This window comes from Bacillus sp. UNC69MF, from assembly GCF_000746035.1.
In the GTDB taxonomy this organism is placed as follows: Bacteria; Bacillota; Bacilli; order Bacillales; family Bacillaceae; genus Bacillus; species Bacillus velezensis.
The window spans coordinates 17,581-36,340 of the sequence record NZ_JQKM01000018.1; the positions used below are offsets into that span (position 1 = coordinate 17,581).

Genomic DNA, 18,760 nt, shown 5'->3' on the forward strand with positions numbered 1-18,760 from the left:
GTGGGAGGGTTTACCCTATTACCACATCACGGACTTAAGGAGGTGTGTCTCGTGGCTAAAAAAGTAGTAAAAGTTGTAAAATTGCAAATTCCTGCTGGAAAAGCTAACCCAGCGCCGCCAGTTGGACCTGCACTAGGTCAAGCCGGTGTAAATATCATGGGATTCTGTAAGGAGTTTAACGCTCGTACAGCTGACCAAGCTGGTTTAATCATTCCTGTTGAAATTTCGGTTTACGAAGACCGTTCATTTACATTTATTACAAAAACTCCGCCTGCTGCAGTATTGCTTAAAAAAGCAGCTGGAATTGAGTCTGGTTCTGGTGAACCAAACCGTAATAAAGTGGCAACCGTTAAGCGCGATAAGGTTCGCGAAATCGCTGAAACGAAAATGCCTGACTTAAACGCAGCAGACGTTGAAGCGGCAATGCGCATGGTTGAAGGTACTGCCCGCAGTATGGGTATCGTTATCGAGGATTAATTTGTTTCTTGTCGGGTTGCGAGTTTTCACAAGTTCGCAACCCTTATTCGTGGGAGGTTATTCCGCTATAACCACATAAGGAGGAAATTTTAAAATGGCTAAAAAAGGTAAAAAGTACGTTGAAGCTGCGAAGCTTGTAGACCGTGCGAAAGCTTACGACGTCGCTGAAGCAGTGGCGCTTACTAAAAAAACAAACACAGCTAAATTCGACGCTACAGTTGAAGTTGCTTTTCGTTTAGGGGTTGACCCTCGTAAAAACGATCAGCAAATCCGCGGTGCAGTTGTACTTCCTAACGGAACTGGTAAAACTCAGCGCGTGCTAGTATTCGCTAAAGGCGAAAAAGCAAAAGAAGCTGAAGCTGCCGGTGCAGACTACGTTGGCGATTCTGATTACATCGCGAAAATCCAGCAAGGCTGGTTCGAATTCGATGTAATCGTTGCGACTCCTGACATGATGGGTGAAGTCGGTAAAATCGGCCGTGTGCTTGGACCAAAAGGTCTTATGCCAAACCCTAAAACAGGAACTGTTACATTCGAAGTAGAAAAAGCAATCGGCGAAATCAAAGCTGGTAAAGTAGAATACCGCGTTGACAAAGCTGGTAACATCCATGTTCCGATCGGAAAAGTTTCTTTCGAGGATGAAAAACTTGTTGAGAACTTCACAACAATGTATGATACAATCCTGAAAGCAAAACCGGCTGCGGCTAAAGGTGTTTACGTGAAAAACGTTGCCGTTACTTCTACTATGGGCCCTGGTGTCAAAGTAGACGCTTCTACTTTCAACGTAAAATAATATTTGACTTTAGATCAGCATTCTGATATGATTCAAAATGTTGTAAAATATAATATGTCATTTATACCGTAGACAGCAGGGGCCGTTGAGGCTTAATATCCTGCCGAGGTGTATATATATCACAGCTATTACGTTACGTATGCTTGTATATACAGCCTCCATGTCCACATGGAGGCTTTTTATATGAAATCGTCGTCACAGTCGTGATCACCTAGCGGTATAAGTGTTACACAAAATCTACAGGAGGTGTAACCATGAGCAGCGCAATTGATACAAAAAAAGTTGTTGTTGAAGAGATTGCTTCTAAACTGAAAGAAAGCAAATCAACGATCATCGTTGACTACCGCGGACTTAACGTTTCTGAAGTAACTGAACTCCGTAAACAGCTTCGCGAAGCTAACGTAGAGTTCAAAGTGTACAAAAACACAATGACTCGCCGTGCGGTTGAACAAGCTGAACTTGATGGTTTGAATGATGTCTTAACTGGACCGAATGCGATCGCATTCAGTACTGAAGATGTTATCGCTCCGGCAAAAGTTCTTAACGAGTTCGCGAAAAATCACGAAGCTCTGGAAATCAAAGCGGGCGTTATCGAAGGAAAAGTATCTTCTGTTGAAGAAGTGAAAGCTCTTGCTGAACTTCCTTCACGCGATGGCTTACTTTCTATGTTGCTTAGCGTACTTCAAGCTCCAGTTCGCAACCTTGCACTTGCAGCTAAAGCAGTTGCAGACCAAAAGGAAGAACAAGGCGCTTAATCTGATTTTACCCTAAAATAAAACAAATGGAGGAATTTCAAATGGCTTTAAATATCGAAGAAATCATTGCTTCCGTTAAAGAAGCAACTGTACTTGAATTGAACGACCTAGTAAAAGCAATCGAAGAAGAATTTGGCGTAACTGCTGCTGCTCCTGTAGCTGTAGCTGGCGGAGCTGCTGCTGGCGGAGCTGCTGAAGAGCAAAGCGAATTCGACCTTATCCTTGCTGGTGCAGGTTCTCAGAAAATCAAAGTTATCAAAGTTGTTCGTGAAATCACTGGTCTTGGCTTGAAAGAAGCTAAAGAACTTGTTGACAACACTCCAAAACCACTTAAAGAAGGTATTGCGAAAGAAGAAGCTGAAGAGCTTAAAGCTAAACTTGAAGAAGTTGGCGCTTCTGTAGAAGTTAAGTAATCTTCACTTGCCTGTAGGGGAAGCTCGCTTTTATGAGGCGGGCTTTTTCTTTGCTTTTCTTTAAGTGCCATTATAAAAGGAGGTTCTAATAATGAGTGATCACTATTATTCAGAAAAACCTTCAGTTAAAAGCGATAAACAGACATGGTCATTTACACTGCGGAACAGATCTTATACATTCACAAGTGACAGCGGCGTTTTCTCGAAAAAGGAAGTTGATTTCGGTTCGCGTGTCTTAATTGAAGCGTTTGAAGAGCCGGAGATCGATGGCGACTTCCTGGATGCAGGCTGCGGTTACGGCCCGATTGGTCTGTCACTCGCCGGTGAATTTACAGACCGGACCGTGCACATGATTGACGTGAATGAAAGAGCCGTAGAGCTGTCAAATGAAAATGCAGAAAAAAACGGAATAAAAAACGTTCGAATTTATCAGAGTGATTTATTTTCAAATATTGATTCTGCTCAAACATTTGCTTCTATTATTACAAACCCCCCAATCCGCGCCGGAAAAAAAGTTGTCCATGCCATTTTTGAAAAAAGCGCTGAGCATTTAAGGGCTTCAGGTGAATTGTGGATCGTTATACAGAAAAAACAGGGCGGGCCTTCTGCCATTGAAAAACTGAAGGAGCTTTTTGACGAAGTTTCTGTGGTTCAAAAAAAGAAAGGCTATTATATCATAAAAGCAAAAAAAGTTTGACTTGAATTTTCAGCTATGTTAATATTGTAAAATGCCAATGTATATATTTTGCATGATATGCTGAAATAATCATAGTGCATGTATAAATTATACAAACATGGAAATGCTAATAAAATCGGTATTTGTTTTTGGATGTGGTTTTCTTAATTAGAAACCCTTTTTTCTTTTGTCTTGTAAAAGTATTTCTTTATCGTAAGAGATGCTTATTACACATATAATACGCATGATTTGAGGGGTGAATCAGTTGACAGGTCAACTAGTTCAGTATGGACGACACCGCCAGCGCAGAAGCTATGCTCGCATTAGCGAAGTGTTAGAATTACCAAATCTCATTGAAATTCAAACCTCTTCTTATCAGTGGTTTCTTGATGAGGGTCTTAGAGAGATGTTTCAAGACATATCACCAATTGAGGATTTCACTGGTAACCTCTCTCTAGAGTTCATTGACTACAGTTTAGGAGATCCTAAGTATCCCGTTGAAGAGTCAAAAGAACGTGATGTGACTTACTCAGCTCCGCTGAGAGTGAAGGTTCGTTTAATTAACAAAGAAACTGGAGAGGTAAAAGACCAGGATGTCTTCATGGGTGATTTCCCTATTATGACAGATACCGGTACTTTTATCATCAACGGTGCAGAACGTGTTATCGTATCTCAGCTTGTTCGGTCTCCAAGTGTATATTTCAGTGGTAAAGTAGACAAGAACGGTAAAAAAGGTTTTACCGCGACTGTCATTCCAAACCGTGGCGCATGGTTAGAATACGAAACTGATGCGAAAGATGTTGTGTATGTCCGCATTGATCGCACACGTAAGTTGCCGGTTACGGTTCTTTTGCGTGCTCTCGGCTTCGGTTCCGACCAAGAGATTCTCGATCTCATTGGTGAGAACGAATATCTCCGCAATACACTGGATAAGGACAACACTGAAAACAGTGACAAAGCGCTTCTTGAAATCTATGAGCGCCTTCGTCCCGGAGAGCCGCCTACAGTAGAAAACGCAAAAAGCTTGCTGGATTCCCGTTTCTTCGATCCGAAGCGATACGACCTTGCGAATGTAGGACGCTATAAAATTAATAAAAAGCTTCATATCAAGAACCGCCTGTTTAACCAGCGCCTTGCAGAAACACTGGTGGATCCGGAAACCGGTGAAATTCTCGCTGAAAAAGGGCAGATTCTTGACAGAAGAACACTTGATAAAGTACTGCCATACTTAGAAAATGGAATCGGCTTCAGAAAGCTTTATCCTAACGGCGGCGTTGTCGAGGATGAAGTGATGCTTCAATCCATTAAAATCTATGCTCCTACCGATGCAGAAGGAGAGCAGACGATCAATGTGATCGGCAATGCTTACATCGAAGAGGCGATTAAAAACATTACGCCTGCTGATATTATTTCTTCTATCAGCTACTTCTTCAACCTCCTGCACGGAGTGGGCGACACTGATGATATCGACCATCTCGGAAACCGCCGTCTGCGTTCTGTAGGTGAGCTCCTGCAAAACCAATTCCGTATCGGTTTAAGCCGGATGGAACGTGTCGTACGTGAAAGAATGTCTATTCAAGACACGAATACAATTACGCCGCAGCAGCTGATTAACATCAGACCTGTTATTGCGTCTATTAAAGAGTTCTTCGGAAGCTCACAGCTTTCTCAATTCATGGATCAGACGAACCCGCTTGCTGAATTGACGCACAAACGCCGTCTGTCAGCTCTCGGACCGGGCGGTTTGACACGTGAGCGCGCAGGTATGGAAGTACGTGACGTTCACTACTCTCACTATGGCCGTATGTGTCCGATTGAAACGCCTGAGGGCCCGAACATCGGTTTGATCAACTCATTGTCATCATTTGCGAAAGTAAACCGCTTTGGTTTCATTGAGACGCCATACCGCCGCGTTGATCCTGAAACAGGAAAAGTAACGCCTAGAATCGACTACCTGACTGCTGATGAAGAGGATAACTATGTCGTAGCCCAAGCGAATGCTAAGCTGAGCGATGACGGTTCTTTCTTGGATGACAGCATCGTAGCGCGTTTCAGAGGGGAAAACACCGTTGTAGCCCGCAACCGCGTGGATTACATGGACGTATCTCCTAAACAGGTTGTATCTGCTGCGACAGCATGTATTCCGTTCTTGGAAAACGATGACTCGAACCGTGCCCTCATGGGAGCGAACATGCAGCGTCAGGCTGTGCCTTTGATGCAGCCGGAAGCTCCGATCGTCGGAACGGGTATGGAATACGTATCCGGTAAAGACTCCGGTGCAGCCGTTATTTGTAAACACCCTGGTATCGTTGAACGGGTGGAAGCGAAAAACGTATGGGTGCGCCGCTATGAAGAAATTGACGGCCAAAAAGTAAAAGGCAACCTGGATAAGTACAGCTTGCTGAAATTTGTCCGCTCCAACCAAGGTACGTGCTACAACCAGCGTCCGATCGTCAGTGTCGGCGATGAAGTAGTCAAAGGAGAAATCCTTGCTGACGGACCTTCAATGGAGCTTGGTGAACTTGCTCTCGGCCGCAACGTAATGGTCGGCTTCATGACATGGGATGGTTACAACTATGAGGATGCCATCATCATGAGTGAACGCCTTGTGAAAGATGATGTATACACATCTATTCACATTGAAGAATATGAATCAGAAGCACGTGATACAAAGCTTGGGCCGGAAGAGATCACCCGCGATATTCCAAACGTAGGGGAAGACGCGCTTCGCAATCTTGATGACCGCGGAATTATCCGTATCGGTGCGGAAGTCAACGACGGAGACCTTCTCGTAGGTAAAGTAACGCCTAAAGGTGTAACTGAGCTTACGGCTGAAGAACGCCTTCTGCATGCGATCTTTGGAGAAAAAGCGCGTGAAGTCCGTGATACTTCTCTCCGTGTGCCTCACGGCGGCGGCGGAATTATCCACGACGTAAAAGTCTTCAACCGTGAAGACGGCGACGAACTTCCTCCGGGAGTGAACCAGCTTGTACGCGTATATATCGTTCAGAAACGTAAGATTTCTGAAGGTGATAAAATGGCCGGACGTCACGGAAACAAAGGGGTTATCTCGAAGATTCTTCCTGAAGAAGATATGCCTTACCTTCCTGACGGCACGCCGATCGATATCATGCTTAACCCGCTGGGTGTACCATCACGTATGAATATCGGTCAGGTATTAGAACTTCACATGGGTATGGCTGCCCGCTACCTCGGCATTCACATCGCGTCACCTGTATTTGACGGCGCGCGTGAAGAAGATGTGTGGGAAACACTTGAAGAAGCAGGCATGTCAAGAGACGCTAAAACAGTTCTTTATGACGGCCGTACGGGAGAACCGTTTGACAACCGTGTATCTGTCGGAATCATGTACATGATCAAACTGGCACACATGGTTGATGATAAACTTCATGCCCGTTCTACAGGTCCATACTCACTTGTTACGCAGCAGCCTCTCGGCGGTAAAGCCCAATTCGGCGGACAGCGTTTCGGTGAGATGGAGGTTTGGGCGCTTGAAGCTTACGGCGCAGCTTACACGCTTCAAGAAATCCTGACTGTGAAGTCCGATGACGTGGTCGGACGTGTGAAAACATATGAAGCCATCGTCAAAGGCGACAATGTTCCAGAGCCTGGTGTTCCGGAATCATTCAAAGTATTGATCAAAGAGCTTCAAAGCTTAGGTATGGACGTAAAAATCCTTTCAGGCGATGAAGAAGAAATAGAAATGAGAGATCTAGAAGACGAGGAAGATGCGAAACAGGCTGACGGCCTTGCATTATCAGGTGATGAAGCGCCGGAAGAAACAGCATCTCCAGACGTTGAACGTGACGCAGTAACGAAAGAATAGTCTCTGATTGATAAAGGCAAGTGACATCGGTTAATCCGAAGATAAAAAGGGAGGTAGGCCCCTTGCTAGATGTGAACAATTTTGAGTATATGAACATCGGTCTTGCTTCACCGGATAAAATCCGTTCATGGTCTTTTGGTGAAGTGAAAAAGCCTGAAACGATAAACTATCGTACATTGAAACCTGAAAAGGACGGCCTGTTCTGCGAACGCATTTTCGGACCGACTAAGGACTGGGAATGTCATTGCGGCAAGTACAAGCGGGTTCGTTATAAAGGCGTAGTTTGTGACCGTTGCGGAGTTGAAGTAACGCGGGCTAAGGTCCGTCGTGAGAGAATGGGGCATATTGAACTGGCTGCCCCGGTTTCTCACATTTGGTATTTCAAAGGTATTCCGAGCCGTATGGGTCTTGTATTGGATATGTCACCGCGTGCGCTGGAAGAAGTTATTTACTTTGCTTCTTACGTCGTAACTGACCCGGCCAATACACCGCTCGAAAAGAAACAGCTTTTATCTGAAAAGGAATACCGTGCGTATCTGGATAAGTACGGAAACAAATTCCAAGCCTCTATGGGTGCGGAAGCCATTAATAAACTTCTGCAGGACATCGACCTTGTCAAAGAAGTTGATATGTTAAAAGAAGAGCTGAAGACTTCTCAAGGACAGCGCCGTACACGTGCGATCAAACGCCTTGAAGTGCTTGAAGCCTTCCGTAATTCAGGAAACAAGCCGTCTTGGATGATCCTCGACGTGCTTCCGGTTATTCCGCCTGAATTAAGACCGATGGTTCAGCTTGACGGCGGACGTTTCGCAACGTCTGACCTGAACGACCTTTACCGTCGTGTCATCAACCGTAATAACCGTTTAAAACGTCTGTTAGACCTCGGCGCGCCAAGCATCATCGTTCAGAACGAAAAACGTATGCTTCAGGAAGCAGTCGATGCTCTGATTGACAACGGACGCCGCGGCCGTCCGGTTACCGGACCGGGTAACCGTCCGCTTAAATCTCTTTCTCACATGCTGAAAGGGAAACAAGGGCGCTTCCGTCAGAACCTTCTCGGTAAACGTGTAGACTACTCAGGACGTTCCGTTATCGTCGTAGGTCCGCATCTGAAAATGTATCAGTGCGGTTTGCCGAAGGAAATGGCGCTTGAGCTCTTCAAGCCTTTCGTCATGAAAGAGCTTGTTGAAAAAGGCCTTGCTCACAATATCAAGAGCGCAAAACGCAAAATCGAACGCGTGCAGCCTGAAGTATGGGATGTGCTTGAATCTGTCATTAAGGAGCATCCGGTCTTACTGAACCGTGCCCCTACTCTTCACAGATTAGGTATCCAGGCTTTCGAACCGACGCTTGTTGAAGGACGCGCCATCCGTCTTCACCCGTTAGTATGTACAGCTTATAACGCTGACTTTGACGGTGACCAAATGGCGGTTCACGTACCTTTATCAGCTGAGGCTCAAGCTGAGGCGCGCATTCTGATGCTTGCGGCCCAAAACATCTTGAACCCTAAAGATGGTAAACCGGTTGTTACGCCGTCTCAGGATATGGTATTAGGAAACTACTACCTGACGCTTGAGCGCGCCGGAGCAGTCGGCGAGGGTATGGTTTTCAAAAATACGGACGAAGCGCTTCTTGCTTATCAAAACGGTTATGTTCACCTTCATACGAGAGTTGCTGTTGCAGCGAACTCCCTTAAGAATGTGACATTTACTGAAGAACAGCGTTCAAAATTGTTAATTACAACTGTCGGTAAGCTCGTCTTCAATGAAATTCTTCCGGAATCATTCCCTTACATGAATGAACCAACGAAGAGCAACATTGAAGAGAAGACACCTGACCGTTTCTTCTTAGATAAAGGTGCTGACGTAAAAGCTGTGATTGCTGAGCAGCCGATCAACGCACCGTTTAAAAAAGGCATTCTCGGTAAAATCATCGCGGAAATCTTTAAACGATTCCATATCACGGAAACGTCTAAAATGCTTGACCGCATGAAAAACCTCGGTTTCAGATATTCAACGAAAGCCGGCATCACAGTAGGGGTTTCTGATATCGTCGTTCTCGATGACAAACAGGAAATCCTTGAAGAAGCACAAAGCAAAGTTGATAATGTCCTGAAACAGTTCAGACGCGGTTTAATCACCGAAGAAGAACGTTATGAAAGAGTCATTTCAATTTGGAGTTCAGCGAAAGATGTTATCCAAGGCAAACTGATGAAATCATTAGACGAAGTCAACCCGATCTACATGATGAGTGACTCAGGAGCCCGTGGTAACGCATCTAACTTTACACAGCTTGCGGGTATGCGCGGTCTGATGGCCAACCCGGCTGGACGAATCATTGAATTGCCGATTAAATCAAGTTTCCGTGAAGGTCTGACAGTATTGGAGTACTTTATCTCCACTCACGGTGCGCGTAAAGGTCTTGCCGATACCGCCCTGAAAACAGCTGACTCAGGTTACCTTACACGCCGTCTTGTTGATGTTGCGCAGGATGTTATCATTCGTGAAACTGATTGCGGAACAGACCGCGGTATTCTTGCAAAACCGCTCAAAGAAGGCACGGAAATCATCGAGCGTCTGGAAGAGCGTCTGATCGGACGTTTCGCCAGAAAACAGATCAAACATCCTGAAACGGGTGCTGTACTCATTAACGAAAATGAATTGATCGATGAAGATAAAGCGCTGGAAATCGTTGAAGCCGGAATCGAAGAAGTGTGGATCCGTTCTGCGTTCACATGTAACACTCCTCATGGTGTATGTAAACGATGCTACGGACGTAACCTTGCAACCGGAACTGATGTTGAAGTCGGCGAAGCAGTAGGTATTATCGCCGCTCAATCTATCGGTGAGCCTGGAACACAGTTAACAATGCGTACGTTCCACACAGGCGGGGTTGCCGGAGACGATATCACACAAGGTCTTCCGCGTATCCAAGAGCTTTTCGAAGCGCGTAATCCGAAAGGTCAAGCGACGATTTCTGAGATTGACGGTACAATTGCCGAAATCAATGAAGTCCGCGACAAACAGCAGGAGATTGTAGTTCAGGGCGCTGTTGAGACACGTTCATACACGGCACCTTACAACTCACGCCTGAAAGTGGCTGAGGGTGATCAGATTACCCGCGGTCAAGTGCTGACAGAAGGTTCTATCGATCCGAAAGAACTTCTTAAAGTCACTGACCTGACAACGGTTCAGGAATATCTTCTGCATGAGGTTCAGAAGGTTTACCGTATGCAGGGGGTTGAAATCGGCGATAAACACGTAGAAGTAATGGTTCGCCAGATGCTTCGCAAAGTCCGTGTGATCGATGCCGGAGATACTGATGTTCTCCCTGGCACATTGCTAGATATTCACCAATTCACAGAAGCGAACAAAAAAGTGCTGCTTGAAGGCAATCGACCTGCTACAGGCCGTCCTGTCCTTCTCGGTATCACAAAAGCTTCACTCGAGACGGATTCATTCTTGTCTGCCGCATCATTCCAAGAAACAACACGCGTTCTTACAGATGCTGCGATTAAAGGCAAGCGCGATGAACTTCTCGGCCTGAAAGAGAATGTTATCATCGGTAAACTGGTTCCGGCCGGTACCGGTATGATGAATTACAGAAAAGTAAAACCTGTTTCAAACGTTCAGCCTTCGGAAGATATGGTTCCGGCTGAATAATAGAAACTGCTGCAGGAAAGGCTGTTTCGACAGCTTTTCCTCAGTATTACAATTATTCTGGCGGTGGACTGCACTAAAAAATGTCATACGTTGTTGACATCCGTCCCGCAGAGTGATAATATAACCAAGGTGCTCGAAATAAAACCTGTTACTTTGGAGGATATGTTTATGTCTTATGATAAAGTATCACAGGCCAAATCAATTATTATTGGTACGAAGCAAACAGTGAAAGCTCTAAAACGAGGTTCAGTGAAGGAAGTCGTCGTGGCAAAAGACGCGGATTCAGTTCTTACAGCTGGCGTTATCCAGCTTGCAAAGAACCAAAATACCGCTGTCTGTATGGTGGATTCCATGAAAAAGCTCGGCAAAGCCTGCGGAATTGAAGTGGGAGCAGCAGCTGTTGCCATTATGTTATAGCGTACTTTTTGTTTTTATATAAGATATCAATCTTGTGTAAAGACATTGTTTTTTGCCTAATGATGAACCACCTGGGTATGTGGGTTATAAAACGTAATGAAGGGAGGAACACAACATGCCTACAATTAATCAGCTAATTCGCAAGGGACGCGTGAGCAAAGTTGAAAACTCTAAGTCACCTGCACTAAACAAAGGATACAACAGCTTTAAAAAAGAGCACACTAACGTATCTTCTCCACAAAAACGCGGGGTATGTACTCGTGTGGGTACAATGACACCGAAAAAACCGAACTCAGCACTTCGTAAATATGCTCGTGTTCGTTTGACTAACGGAATCGAGGTTACTGCCTACATTCCTGGTATCGGTCACAACCTGCAAGAGCACAGCGTTGTACTGATCCGCGGCGGACGTGTAAAAGACTTACCGGGGGTACGCTACCACATCGTTCGTGGCGCGCTTGATACTGCCGGAGTTGAAAACCGTGCACAAGGCCGTTCTAAATACGGTACGAAACGTCCTAAAGCAAAGTAATCAAATAAATCATTAAAACTATGAAGGGAGGATATTCAGATGCCACGTAAAGGTCCTGTAGCAAAAAGAGATGTTTTACCTGATCCGCTTTACAACTCTAAGCTGGTATCCCGCCTGATCAACAAAATGATGATCGACGGTAAAAAAGGTAAATCTCAAACAATCCTATACAAGTCATTCGATATCATTAAAGAACGCACTGGCAATGATGCAATGGAGGTTTTCGAACAAGCATTGAAAAACATCATGCCTGTACTTGAAGTAAAAGCACGCCGTGTAGGTGGAGCTAACTACCAAGTGCCTGTAGAAGTTCGTCCTGAACGCCGTACAACTCTTGGTCTTCGCTGGTTGGTTAACTATGCGCGTCTTCGCGGAGAAAAAACAATGGAAGAGCGCCTGGCTAACGAAATTCTTGATGCAGCTAACAACACTGGTGCTGCCGTTAAGAAACGTGAAGACACTCACAAGATGGCAGAAGCGAACAAAGCATTTGCTCACTACCGCTGGTAGGATTCATATAATCAAAATAATAATTCCCTAATAAGGAAGGAGAAATTACCCAATGGCAAGAGAGTTCTCCTTAGAAAAAACTCGTAATATCGGGATCATGGCTCACATCGATGCCGGTAAAACGACTACTACAGAACGGATCTTGTTCTACACAGGCCGTATCCACAAAATTGGCGAAACTCACGAAGGTGCTTCGCAAATGGACTGGATGGAGCAGGAACAAGAACGCGGTATCACAATCACTTCTGCAGCAACGACTGCACAGTGGAAAGGTTACCGTGTAAACATCATCGATACACCGGGACACGTAGACTTCACAGTTGAAGTTGAACGTTCACTCCGTGTACTTGATGGTGCGGTTGCCGTACTTGATGCTCAATCAGGTGTTGAGCCTCAGACAGAAACAGTATGGCGCCAAGCAACAACTTACGGAGTACCGCGCGTTGTATTTGTCAACAAAATGGACAAAATCGGCGCAGACTTCCTTTACTCTGTAGGCACTTTAAGAGACCGTCTTCAAGCTAACGCTCACGCAATTCAATTGCCGATCGGCGCTGAAGACAACTTCGAAGGTATCATTGACTTAGTAGAAAACGTTGCGTATTTCTACGAAGATGACCTTGGAACTCGTTCAGATGCGAAAGAAATCCCTGAAGAGTACAAAGAGCAAGCTGAAGAGCTTCGCAGCAGCCTGATTGAAGCTGTAGCTGAGCTTGATGAAGAGCTTATGGAAAAGTACCTTGAAGGTGAAGAAATCACTATCCCTGAACTGAAAGCTGCTATCCGTAAAGGTACACTGAATGTTGAATTCTACCCTGTACTTGTTGGTTCTGCTTTCAAAAACAAAGGTGTTCAGCTTGTACTTGATGCTGTTCTTGACTACCTTCCTGCGCCAACTGATGTTGCTGCAATCAAAGGTGTACGTCCTGACACAGATGAAGAGATCGTTCGTCATTCTTCTGATGAAGAGCCGTTCTCTGCACTTGCATTTAAAGTTATGACTGACCCTTATGTCGGTAAGCTGACATTCTTCCGCGTATATTCCGGTACACTTGATTCCGGTTCATATGTAAAGAACTCTACAAAAGGCAAGCGTGAGCGCGTAGGACGTATCCTTCAAATGCACGCTAACAGCCGTGAAGAGATCTCTACTGTTTACGCTGGAGACATCGCAGCTGCTGTAGGTCTAAAAGATACTTCTACTGGAGATACTCTATGTGATGAGAAGGATCTTGTAATCCTTGAATCAATGGAATTCCCAGAGCCTGTTATCGACGTAGCGATTGAGCCTAAATCAAAAGCTGACCAAGATAAAATGGGTATCGCTTTAGCGAAACTTGCTGAAGAAGATCCTACATTCCGTACACAAACAAACCCTGAAACGGGTCAAACAATCATCTCTGGTATGGGTGAGCTTCACCTTGATATCATTGTTGATCGTATGAAGCGTGAGTTCAAAGTTGAAGCTAACGTTGGTGCTCCTCAAGTTGCGTACCGTGAGACATTCCGTACCGGTGCAAAAGTTGAAGGTAAATTCGTACGTCAATCAGGCGGACGCGGTCAGTTCGGTCACGTTTGGATCGAATTTGAACCGAACGAAGAAGGCGCTGGCTTTGAATTCGAAAACGCAATCGTCGGTGGTGTTGTTCCTCGTGAATACATCCCAGCCGTACAAGCAGGTCTTGAAGACTCTCTTGAAAATGGTGTCCTAGCCGGATTCCCGCTAATCGACATCAAGGCGAAACTTTTTGATGGATCTTACCATGATGTTGACTCAAACGAAATGGCGTTTAAAGTCGCTGCTTCTATGGCATTGAAAAATGCAGTCAGCAAATGTAACCCAGTTCTTCTTGAACCAATCATGAAAGTTGAAGTTGTTATTCCTGAAGAATACATGGGAGACATCATGGGTGATGTTACTTCTCGTCGCGGACGCGTAGAAGGTATGGAAGCTCGCGGTAACGCTCAAGTTGTGCGTGCGATGGTACCTCTTGCTGAAATGTTCGGTTACGCTACTGCCCTTCGTTCTAACACGCAAGGACGCGGTACGTTCACAATGTTCATGGATCACTACGAAGAAGTGCCGAAGAGCATCGCTGAAGAAATTATCAAAAAAAATAAAGGCGAATAATTGATTTTACCACTTAACTCAAGTATAACTACTATTGTAAGATGAGGAAGTGAAAGCTTGCTTTCACTTTCTATCACTCTATACATTACTAATTAAAAGCTCTTAAGGAGGATTTTAGAATGGCTAAAGAAAAATTCGACCGTTCCAAATCACATGCCAATATCGGTACAATTGGACACGTTGACCATGGTAAAACAACATTAACTGCTGCTATCTCAACAGTACTTCATAAGAAATCTGGTAAAGGTACAGCTATGGCGTACGATCAAATTGATGGTGCTCCAGAAGAACGTGAGCGCGGTATCACAATCTCTACTGCACACGTTGAGTACGAAACTGACACTCGTCACTATGCACACGTTGACTGCCCAGGACACGCTGACTATGTTAAAAACATGATCACTGGTGCTGCGCAAATGGACGGAGCTATCCTTGTAGTATCTGCTGCTGATGGCCCAATGCCACAAACTCGTGAGCACATCCTTCTTTCTAAAAACGTTGGTGTACCATACATCGTAGTATTCCTTAACAAATGCGACATGGTAGACGACGAAGAGCTTCTTGAGCTTGTTGAAATGGAAGTTCGCGATCTTCTTAGCGAATACGACTTCCCTGGTGATGATGTACCAGTTGTTAAAGGTTCTGCTCTTAAAGCTCTTGAAGGTGACGCTGAGTACGAAGAAAAAATTCTTGAACTTATGGCTGCAGTTGATGAGTACATCCCAACTCCAGAACGCGACACTGACAAACCATTCATGATGCCAGTTGAGGACGTATTCTCAATCACTGGTCGTGGTACAGTTGCTACTGGCCGTGTAGAACGCGGACAAGTTAAAGTCGGTGACGAAGTTGAAATCATCGGTCTTCAAGAAGAAAACAGCAAAACAACTGTTACAGGTGTTGAAATGTTCCGTAAGCTTCTTGACTACGCTGAAGCTGGAGACAACATCGGTGCACTTCTTCGCGGTGTAGCTCGTGAAGATATCCAACGTGGACAAGTACTTGCTAAACCAGGTACAATCACTCCACACAGCAAATTCAAAGCTGAAGTTTACGTTCTTTCTAAAGAAGAGGGTGGACGTCATACTCCATTCTTCTCTAACTACCGTCCTCAGTTCTACTTCCGTACAACTGACGTAACTGGTATCATCAATCTTCCAGAAGGCGTAGAAATGGTTATGCCTGGAGATAACACTGAAATGATCGTTGAACTTATCTCTACAATCGCTATCGAAGAAGGAACTCGTTTCTCTATTCGTGAAGGCGGACGTACAGTTGGTTCAGGCGTTGTTTCTACAATCACTGAGTAATCGACTCGTTCATTAATGCGGGGTCCCTTATGGGGCCTCGTTTTTTTGTTTCCCCGCTGATTCCATGTATAATAGAACGTATACAAATTTTAGGAGCAGACCGATGAACGATAACTTCAAGAAAACCAATCGTATTTCAATGCTTCAGCAATTGCTGATTAATGGCAGTGAACAAACCATTATGATTAATGGTGATGACAGGAGTAATCCGCTGCTTTTATTTTTGCACGGCGGTCCCGGCACGCCTCAAATCGGCTATGCGAGAAAATACCAGAATAAGCTGGAAAAGCATTTCACCGTTGTGAACTGGGATCAGAGAGGGGCGGGTCTCTCTTATTCAAAGGAAATTCCGGGTTCATCTATGACTTTAAATCAGCTGACAGCCGATACCATTCATTTGACCGAACACTTATGCAAGCAATTCAGCAGGCAAAAAATATATATCGCCGGCTATTCGTGGGGTTCAGTTCTGGCGCTTCATGTTCTTCAAGAGAGACCTGATTTGTATTATGGGTATATCGGTATCAGTCAGGTGGTTAATATTCAAAAGGAAGAAATGGAAGCTTACCGGCTGATGATGGAATGGAGCAGGCAACGCAAACATTTCCTGCTGGAAAAGACGCTGCGCTTTATCGGAGCGCCTCCATGGGAGAAACAGCTGCAGCGATCGTTATTTTTGCTTTGTATCGAGATGAGGGGAGGGGGCTTTACCCATCATCCGATCGGTGCTCTTAAAGCAGGGGGGCGAATGCTGTTTGGTGAACCGTACGGTGTGAGGGGGAGCTTCTTAGCCGCGCGGGGGCAAATGTTCAGCCTGAAACACCTGTGGGAGGATCTCATTTTCTTTGATGCCGGAGAATCAGTTTCTTCTATTATAATACCGTGCTGTTTTATGTCAGGGAGATACGATTTGACGGTCCCGGGGACGACGTCTTATGAATATTATCAGAAGGTTGATGCGCCGTATAAAGAATGGCATTGGTTTGAGAACTCAGCCCATTCGCCTCACTTGGAGGAACCGGATCGCTTTGCCGAAGTTGTCAGCCGGTTCGCATCGTTCCATCTCTGAAAGAAAACAGGCATATCCTTGATTAATCATGGTATCACCTGTATAATAATCAAAGTGTGAAAACCACAAGGTTCTTTAAATAAACCTTGCAACATGCGTCTATTTTCTGTATAATAGTGTATGTTGGTCTTTGACTGCGATGAAGTGAGAGGTTGCTGACACACCCGGCCGCTTTGCCATGGCAAGGTGATCAGGTTTTTCTCACGGAGAACTGTCTAACGTGATGTAGGCGAAAAGGAGGGAAAATAATGGCAAAACAAAAAATTCGTATTCGTTTAAAAGCATATGATCATAGAATCCTTGATCAATCTGCAGAGAAGATTGTTGAAACGGCAAAACGTTCTGGTGCCAGCGTATCTGGTCCGATTCCGTTGCCAACTGAAAAATCAGTTTACACAATCCTTCGTGCGGTGCACAAATACAAAGATTCTCGTGAGCAATTTGAAATGCGTACACATAAACGTTTAATCGACATTGTGAACCCAACACCACAAACTGTTGATGCTCTCATGCGATTAGACTTACCATCTGGTGTCGATATCGAAATCAAACTTTAATTCTAAAATATAGAATGATCTTAATAGGAGGTGTGACGAATGACCAAAGGAATCTTAGGAAGAAAAATTGGTATGACGCAAGTATTCGCAGAGAACGGTGATCTTATCCCGGTAACTGTTATTGAAGCAGCTCCAAACGTTGTTCTTCAAAAGAAAACAGCTGAAAACGATGGCTATGAAGCGATCCAGCTTGGTTTTGACGATAAGCGTGAAAAGCTTTCAAACAAACCGGAAAAAGGACACGTTGCAAAAGCGGAAACTGCTCCTAAGCGCTTCGTTAAAGAATTACGCGGCGTGGATATGGATGCGTATGAAATTGGTCAGGAAGTCAAGGTTGAAATTTTCTCTGCAGGAGAAATCGTAGATGTAACAGGAGTATCTAAAGGTAAAGGTTTCCAAGGTGCAATCAAGCGCCACGGACAATCTCGCGGACCTATGTCTCACGGTTCACGCTACCACCGTCGTCCTGGTTCAATGGGACCTGTAGATCCTAACCGTGTATTCAAAGGTAAACTATTACCTGGACGCATGGGCGGAGATCAAATCACTGTCCAAAACCTTGAAATCGTAAAAGTAGATGCTGAGCGCAATCTTCTTTTGATTAAAGGTAACGTACCTGGTGCGAGAAAAACTTTAATCACTGTTAAAAGTGCTGTTAAATCTAAATAAGTCTCTTAGGAAAGGAGGAAATTGATCATGCCAAAAGTAGCATTATACAACCAAAACGGTTCTACTGCTGGTGATATCGAATTAAACGCGTCTGTATTTGGAATTGAGCCAAATGAGAGCGTAGTATTCGACGCTATTCTTATGCAAAGAGCTTCCTTACGTCAAGGATCTCACAAAGTAAAAAATCGTTCTGAAGTACGCGGCGGAGGTCGCAAACCATGGCGTCAAAAAGGTACAGGTCGTGCCCGTCAAGGTTCAATCCGTTCACCGCAATGGCGCGGAGGTGGTGTCGTATTCGGCCCAACACCACGCAGCTATTCTTACAAATTACCTAAAAAAGTTCGCCGCTTGGCAATCAAATCAGTATTGTCTTCTAAAGTGAACGACAACAACATTATTGTTCTTGAAGATCTTACTCTTGATACGGTTAAAACAAAAGAAATGGCAGCTATCCTTAAAGGATTATCTGTTGAGAAAAAAGCTTTAATCGTAACTGCGGATGCAAACGAAGCAGTATCTCTTTCTGCACGCAACATCCCTGGAGTTACAGTTGTTCAAGCTAACGGAATCAACGTGTTAGACGTTGTCAACCACGAGAAGCTTCTGATTACAAAAGCTGCGGTTGAAAAAGTAGAGGAGGTGCTTGCATAATGAAAGATCCTCGTGATGTTCTTAAGCGCCCCGTCATTACTGAACGTTCTGCTGATTTAATGACTGAAAAAAAATATACTTTTGAAGTTGATGTAAGAGCTAATAAAACAGAAGTGAAAGATGCAGTTGAAAGTATCTTTGGAGTGAAAGTTGACAAAGTCAACATCATGAACTACAAAGGGAAATCAAAACGTGTCGGCCGCTACACTGGTATGACTAGCCGTCGCAGAAAAGCGATCGTAAAACTTACTGCAGACAGCAAAGAAATCGAAATTTTTGAAGCTTAATTAT

17 protein-coding genes and 1 other annotated feature are annotated in these 18,760 nt (G+C 44.6%); all 17 genes read left to right on the forward strand.

All coding sequences use genetic code 11. The features are described from left to right. The first annotated feature begins 51 nt into the window (after positions 1-51). Positions 52-477 carry a 50S ribosomal protein L11 gene (rplK, locus tag BR62_RS0111590; RefSeq protein WP_003156430.1) on the forward strand — a complete coding sequence of 142 codons (426 nt, stop codon included), beginning with the start codon at positions 52-54 and terminating at the stop codon, positions 475-477. A 94-nt stretch (positions 478-571) separates the two neighbouring features. Further along, positions 572-1,270: a 50S ribosomal protein L1 gene (gene rplA / locus BR62_RS0111595; protein ID WP_003156431.1), complete on the forward strand. Its 699-nt coding sequence runs from the start codon at positions 572-574 to the stop codon at positions 1,268-1,270. Positions 1,271-1,318: 48 nt separating this feature from the next. Continuing rightward, positions 1,319-1,461, forward strand: a sequence feature (ribosomal protein L10 leader region). Positions 1,462-1,524: 63 nt separating this feature from the next. Beyond that, positions 1,525-2,025 (forward strand): 50S ribosomal protein L10, encoded by a 501-nt coding sequence (gene rplJ, locus BR62_RS0111600; RefSeq protein ID WP_007410396.1) that lies wholly within the window; start codon positions 1,525-1,527, stop codon positions 2,023-2,025. A gap of 41 nt (positions 2,026-2,066) precedes the next feature. After that, positions 2,067-2,438: a 50S ribosomal protein L7/L12 gene (gene rplL / locus BR62_RS0111605; RefSeq protein ID WP_003156436.1), complete on the forward strand. Its 372-nt coding sequence runs from the start codon at positions 2,067-2,069 to the stop codon at positions 2,436-2,438. Positions 2,439-2,529: 91 nt separating this feature from the next. Further along, positions 2,530-3,135, forward strand: coding sequence for a class I SAM-dependent methyltransferase (locus BR62_RS0111610; RefSeq protein ID WP_007410397.1), 606 nt, complete (start codon positions 2,530-2,532; stop codon positions 3,133-3,135). Positions 3,136-3,379: 244 nt separating this feature from the next. After that, positions 3,380-6,961 carry a DNA-directed RNA polymerase subunit beta gene (gene rpoB, locus BR62_RS0111615; RefSeq protein ID WP_003156440.1) on the forward strand — a complete coding sequence of 1,194 codons (3,582 nt, stop codon included), beginning with the start codon at positions 3,380-3,382 and terminating at the stop codon, positions 6,959-6,961. Positions 6,962-7,023: 62 nt separating this feature from the next. Continuing rightward, the gene (rpoC, locus tag BR62_RS0111620; RefSeq protein ID WP_007410398.1) at positions 7,024-10,623 is read left to right on the forward strand and encodes a DNA-directed RNA polymerase subunit beta'; all 3,600 of its coding nucleotides are present in this window, start codon (positions 7,024-7,026) and stop codon (positions 10,621-10,623) included. A gap of 168 nt (positions 10,624-10,791) precedes the next feature. Further along, positions 10,792-11,040 carry a 50S ribosomal protein L7ae-like protein gene (locus BR62_RS0111625; RefSeq protein ID WP_003156443.1) on the forward strand — a complete coding sequence of 83 codons (249 nt, stop codon included), beginning with the start codon at positions 10,792-10,794 and terminating at the stop codon, positions 11,038-11,040. Between the two features lie 115 nt (positions 11,041-11,155). Next, positions 11,156-11,572: a 30S ribosomal protein S12 gene (gene rpsL, locus BR62_RS0111630; RefSeq protein WP_003156445.1), complete on the forward strand. Its 417-nt coding sequence runs from the start codon at positions 11,156-11,158 to the stop codon at positions 11,570-11,572. A gap of 39 nt (positions 11,573-11,611) precedes the next feature. Continuing rightward, positions 11,612-12,082, forward strand: coding sequence for a 30S ribosomal protein S7 (gene rpsG / locus BR62_RS0111635; RefSeq protein WP_003156447.1), 471 nt, complete (start codon positions 11,612-11,614; stop codon positions 12,080-12,082). Between the two features lie 52 nt (positions 12,083-12,134). Beyond that, the gene (gene fusA / locus BR62_RS0111640; RefSeq protein WP_007410399.1) at positions 12,135-14,213 is read left to right on the forward strand and encodes an elongation factor G; all 2,079 of its coding nucleotides are present in this window, start codon (positions 12,135-12,137) and stop codon (positions 14,211-14,213) included. Between the two features lie 119 nt (positions 14,214-14,332). Then, a complete protein-coding gene (tuf, locus tag BR62_RS0111645) occupies positions 14,333-15,523 on the forward strand; it encodes an elongation factor Tu (RefSeq protein WP_007410400.1) in 1,191 nt (396 codons plus the stop codon). A gap of 103 nt (positions 15,524-15,626) precedes the next feature. Then, a complete protein-coding gene (locus tag BR62_RS0111650; protein WP_032870905.1) occupies positions 15,627-16,592 on the forward strand; it encodes an alpha/beta fold hydrolase in 966 nt (321 codons plus the stop codon). A gap of 248 nt (positions 16,593-16,840) precedes the next feature. Then, positions 16,841-17,149 carry a 30S ribosomal protein S10 gene (rpsJ, locus tag BR62_RS0111655; protein WP_003156464.1) on the forward strand — a complete coding sequence of 103 codons (309 nt, stop codon included), beginning with the start codon at positions 16,841-16,843 and terminating at the stop codon, positions 17,147-17,149. 39 nt (positions 17,150-17,188) lie between these two features. Then, a complete protein-coding gene (rplC, locus tag BR62_RS0111660) occupies positions 17,189-17,818 on the forward strand; it encodes a 50S ribosomal protein L3 (RefSeq protein WP_007410402.1) in 630 nt (209 codons plus the stop codon). A gap of 27 nt (positions 17,819-17,845) precedes the next feature. Next, positions 17,846-18,469 carry a 50S ribosomal protein L4 gene (gene rplD / locus BR62_RS0111665; protein ID WP_007615239.1) on the forward strand — a complete coding sequence of 208 codons (624 nt, stop codon included), beginning with the start codon at positions 17,846-17,848 and terminating at the stop codon, positions 18,467-18,469. Further along, a complete protein-coding gene (rplW, locus tag BR62_RS0111670) occupies positions 18,469-18,756 on the forward strand; it encodes a 50S ribosomal protein L23 (protein WP_003156467.1) in 288 nt (95 codons plus the stop codon). The genes rplD and rplW overlap by 1 nt, the downstream gene beginning before the upstream one ends. Positions 18,757-18,760: the final 4 nt, after the last annotated feature.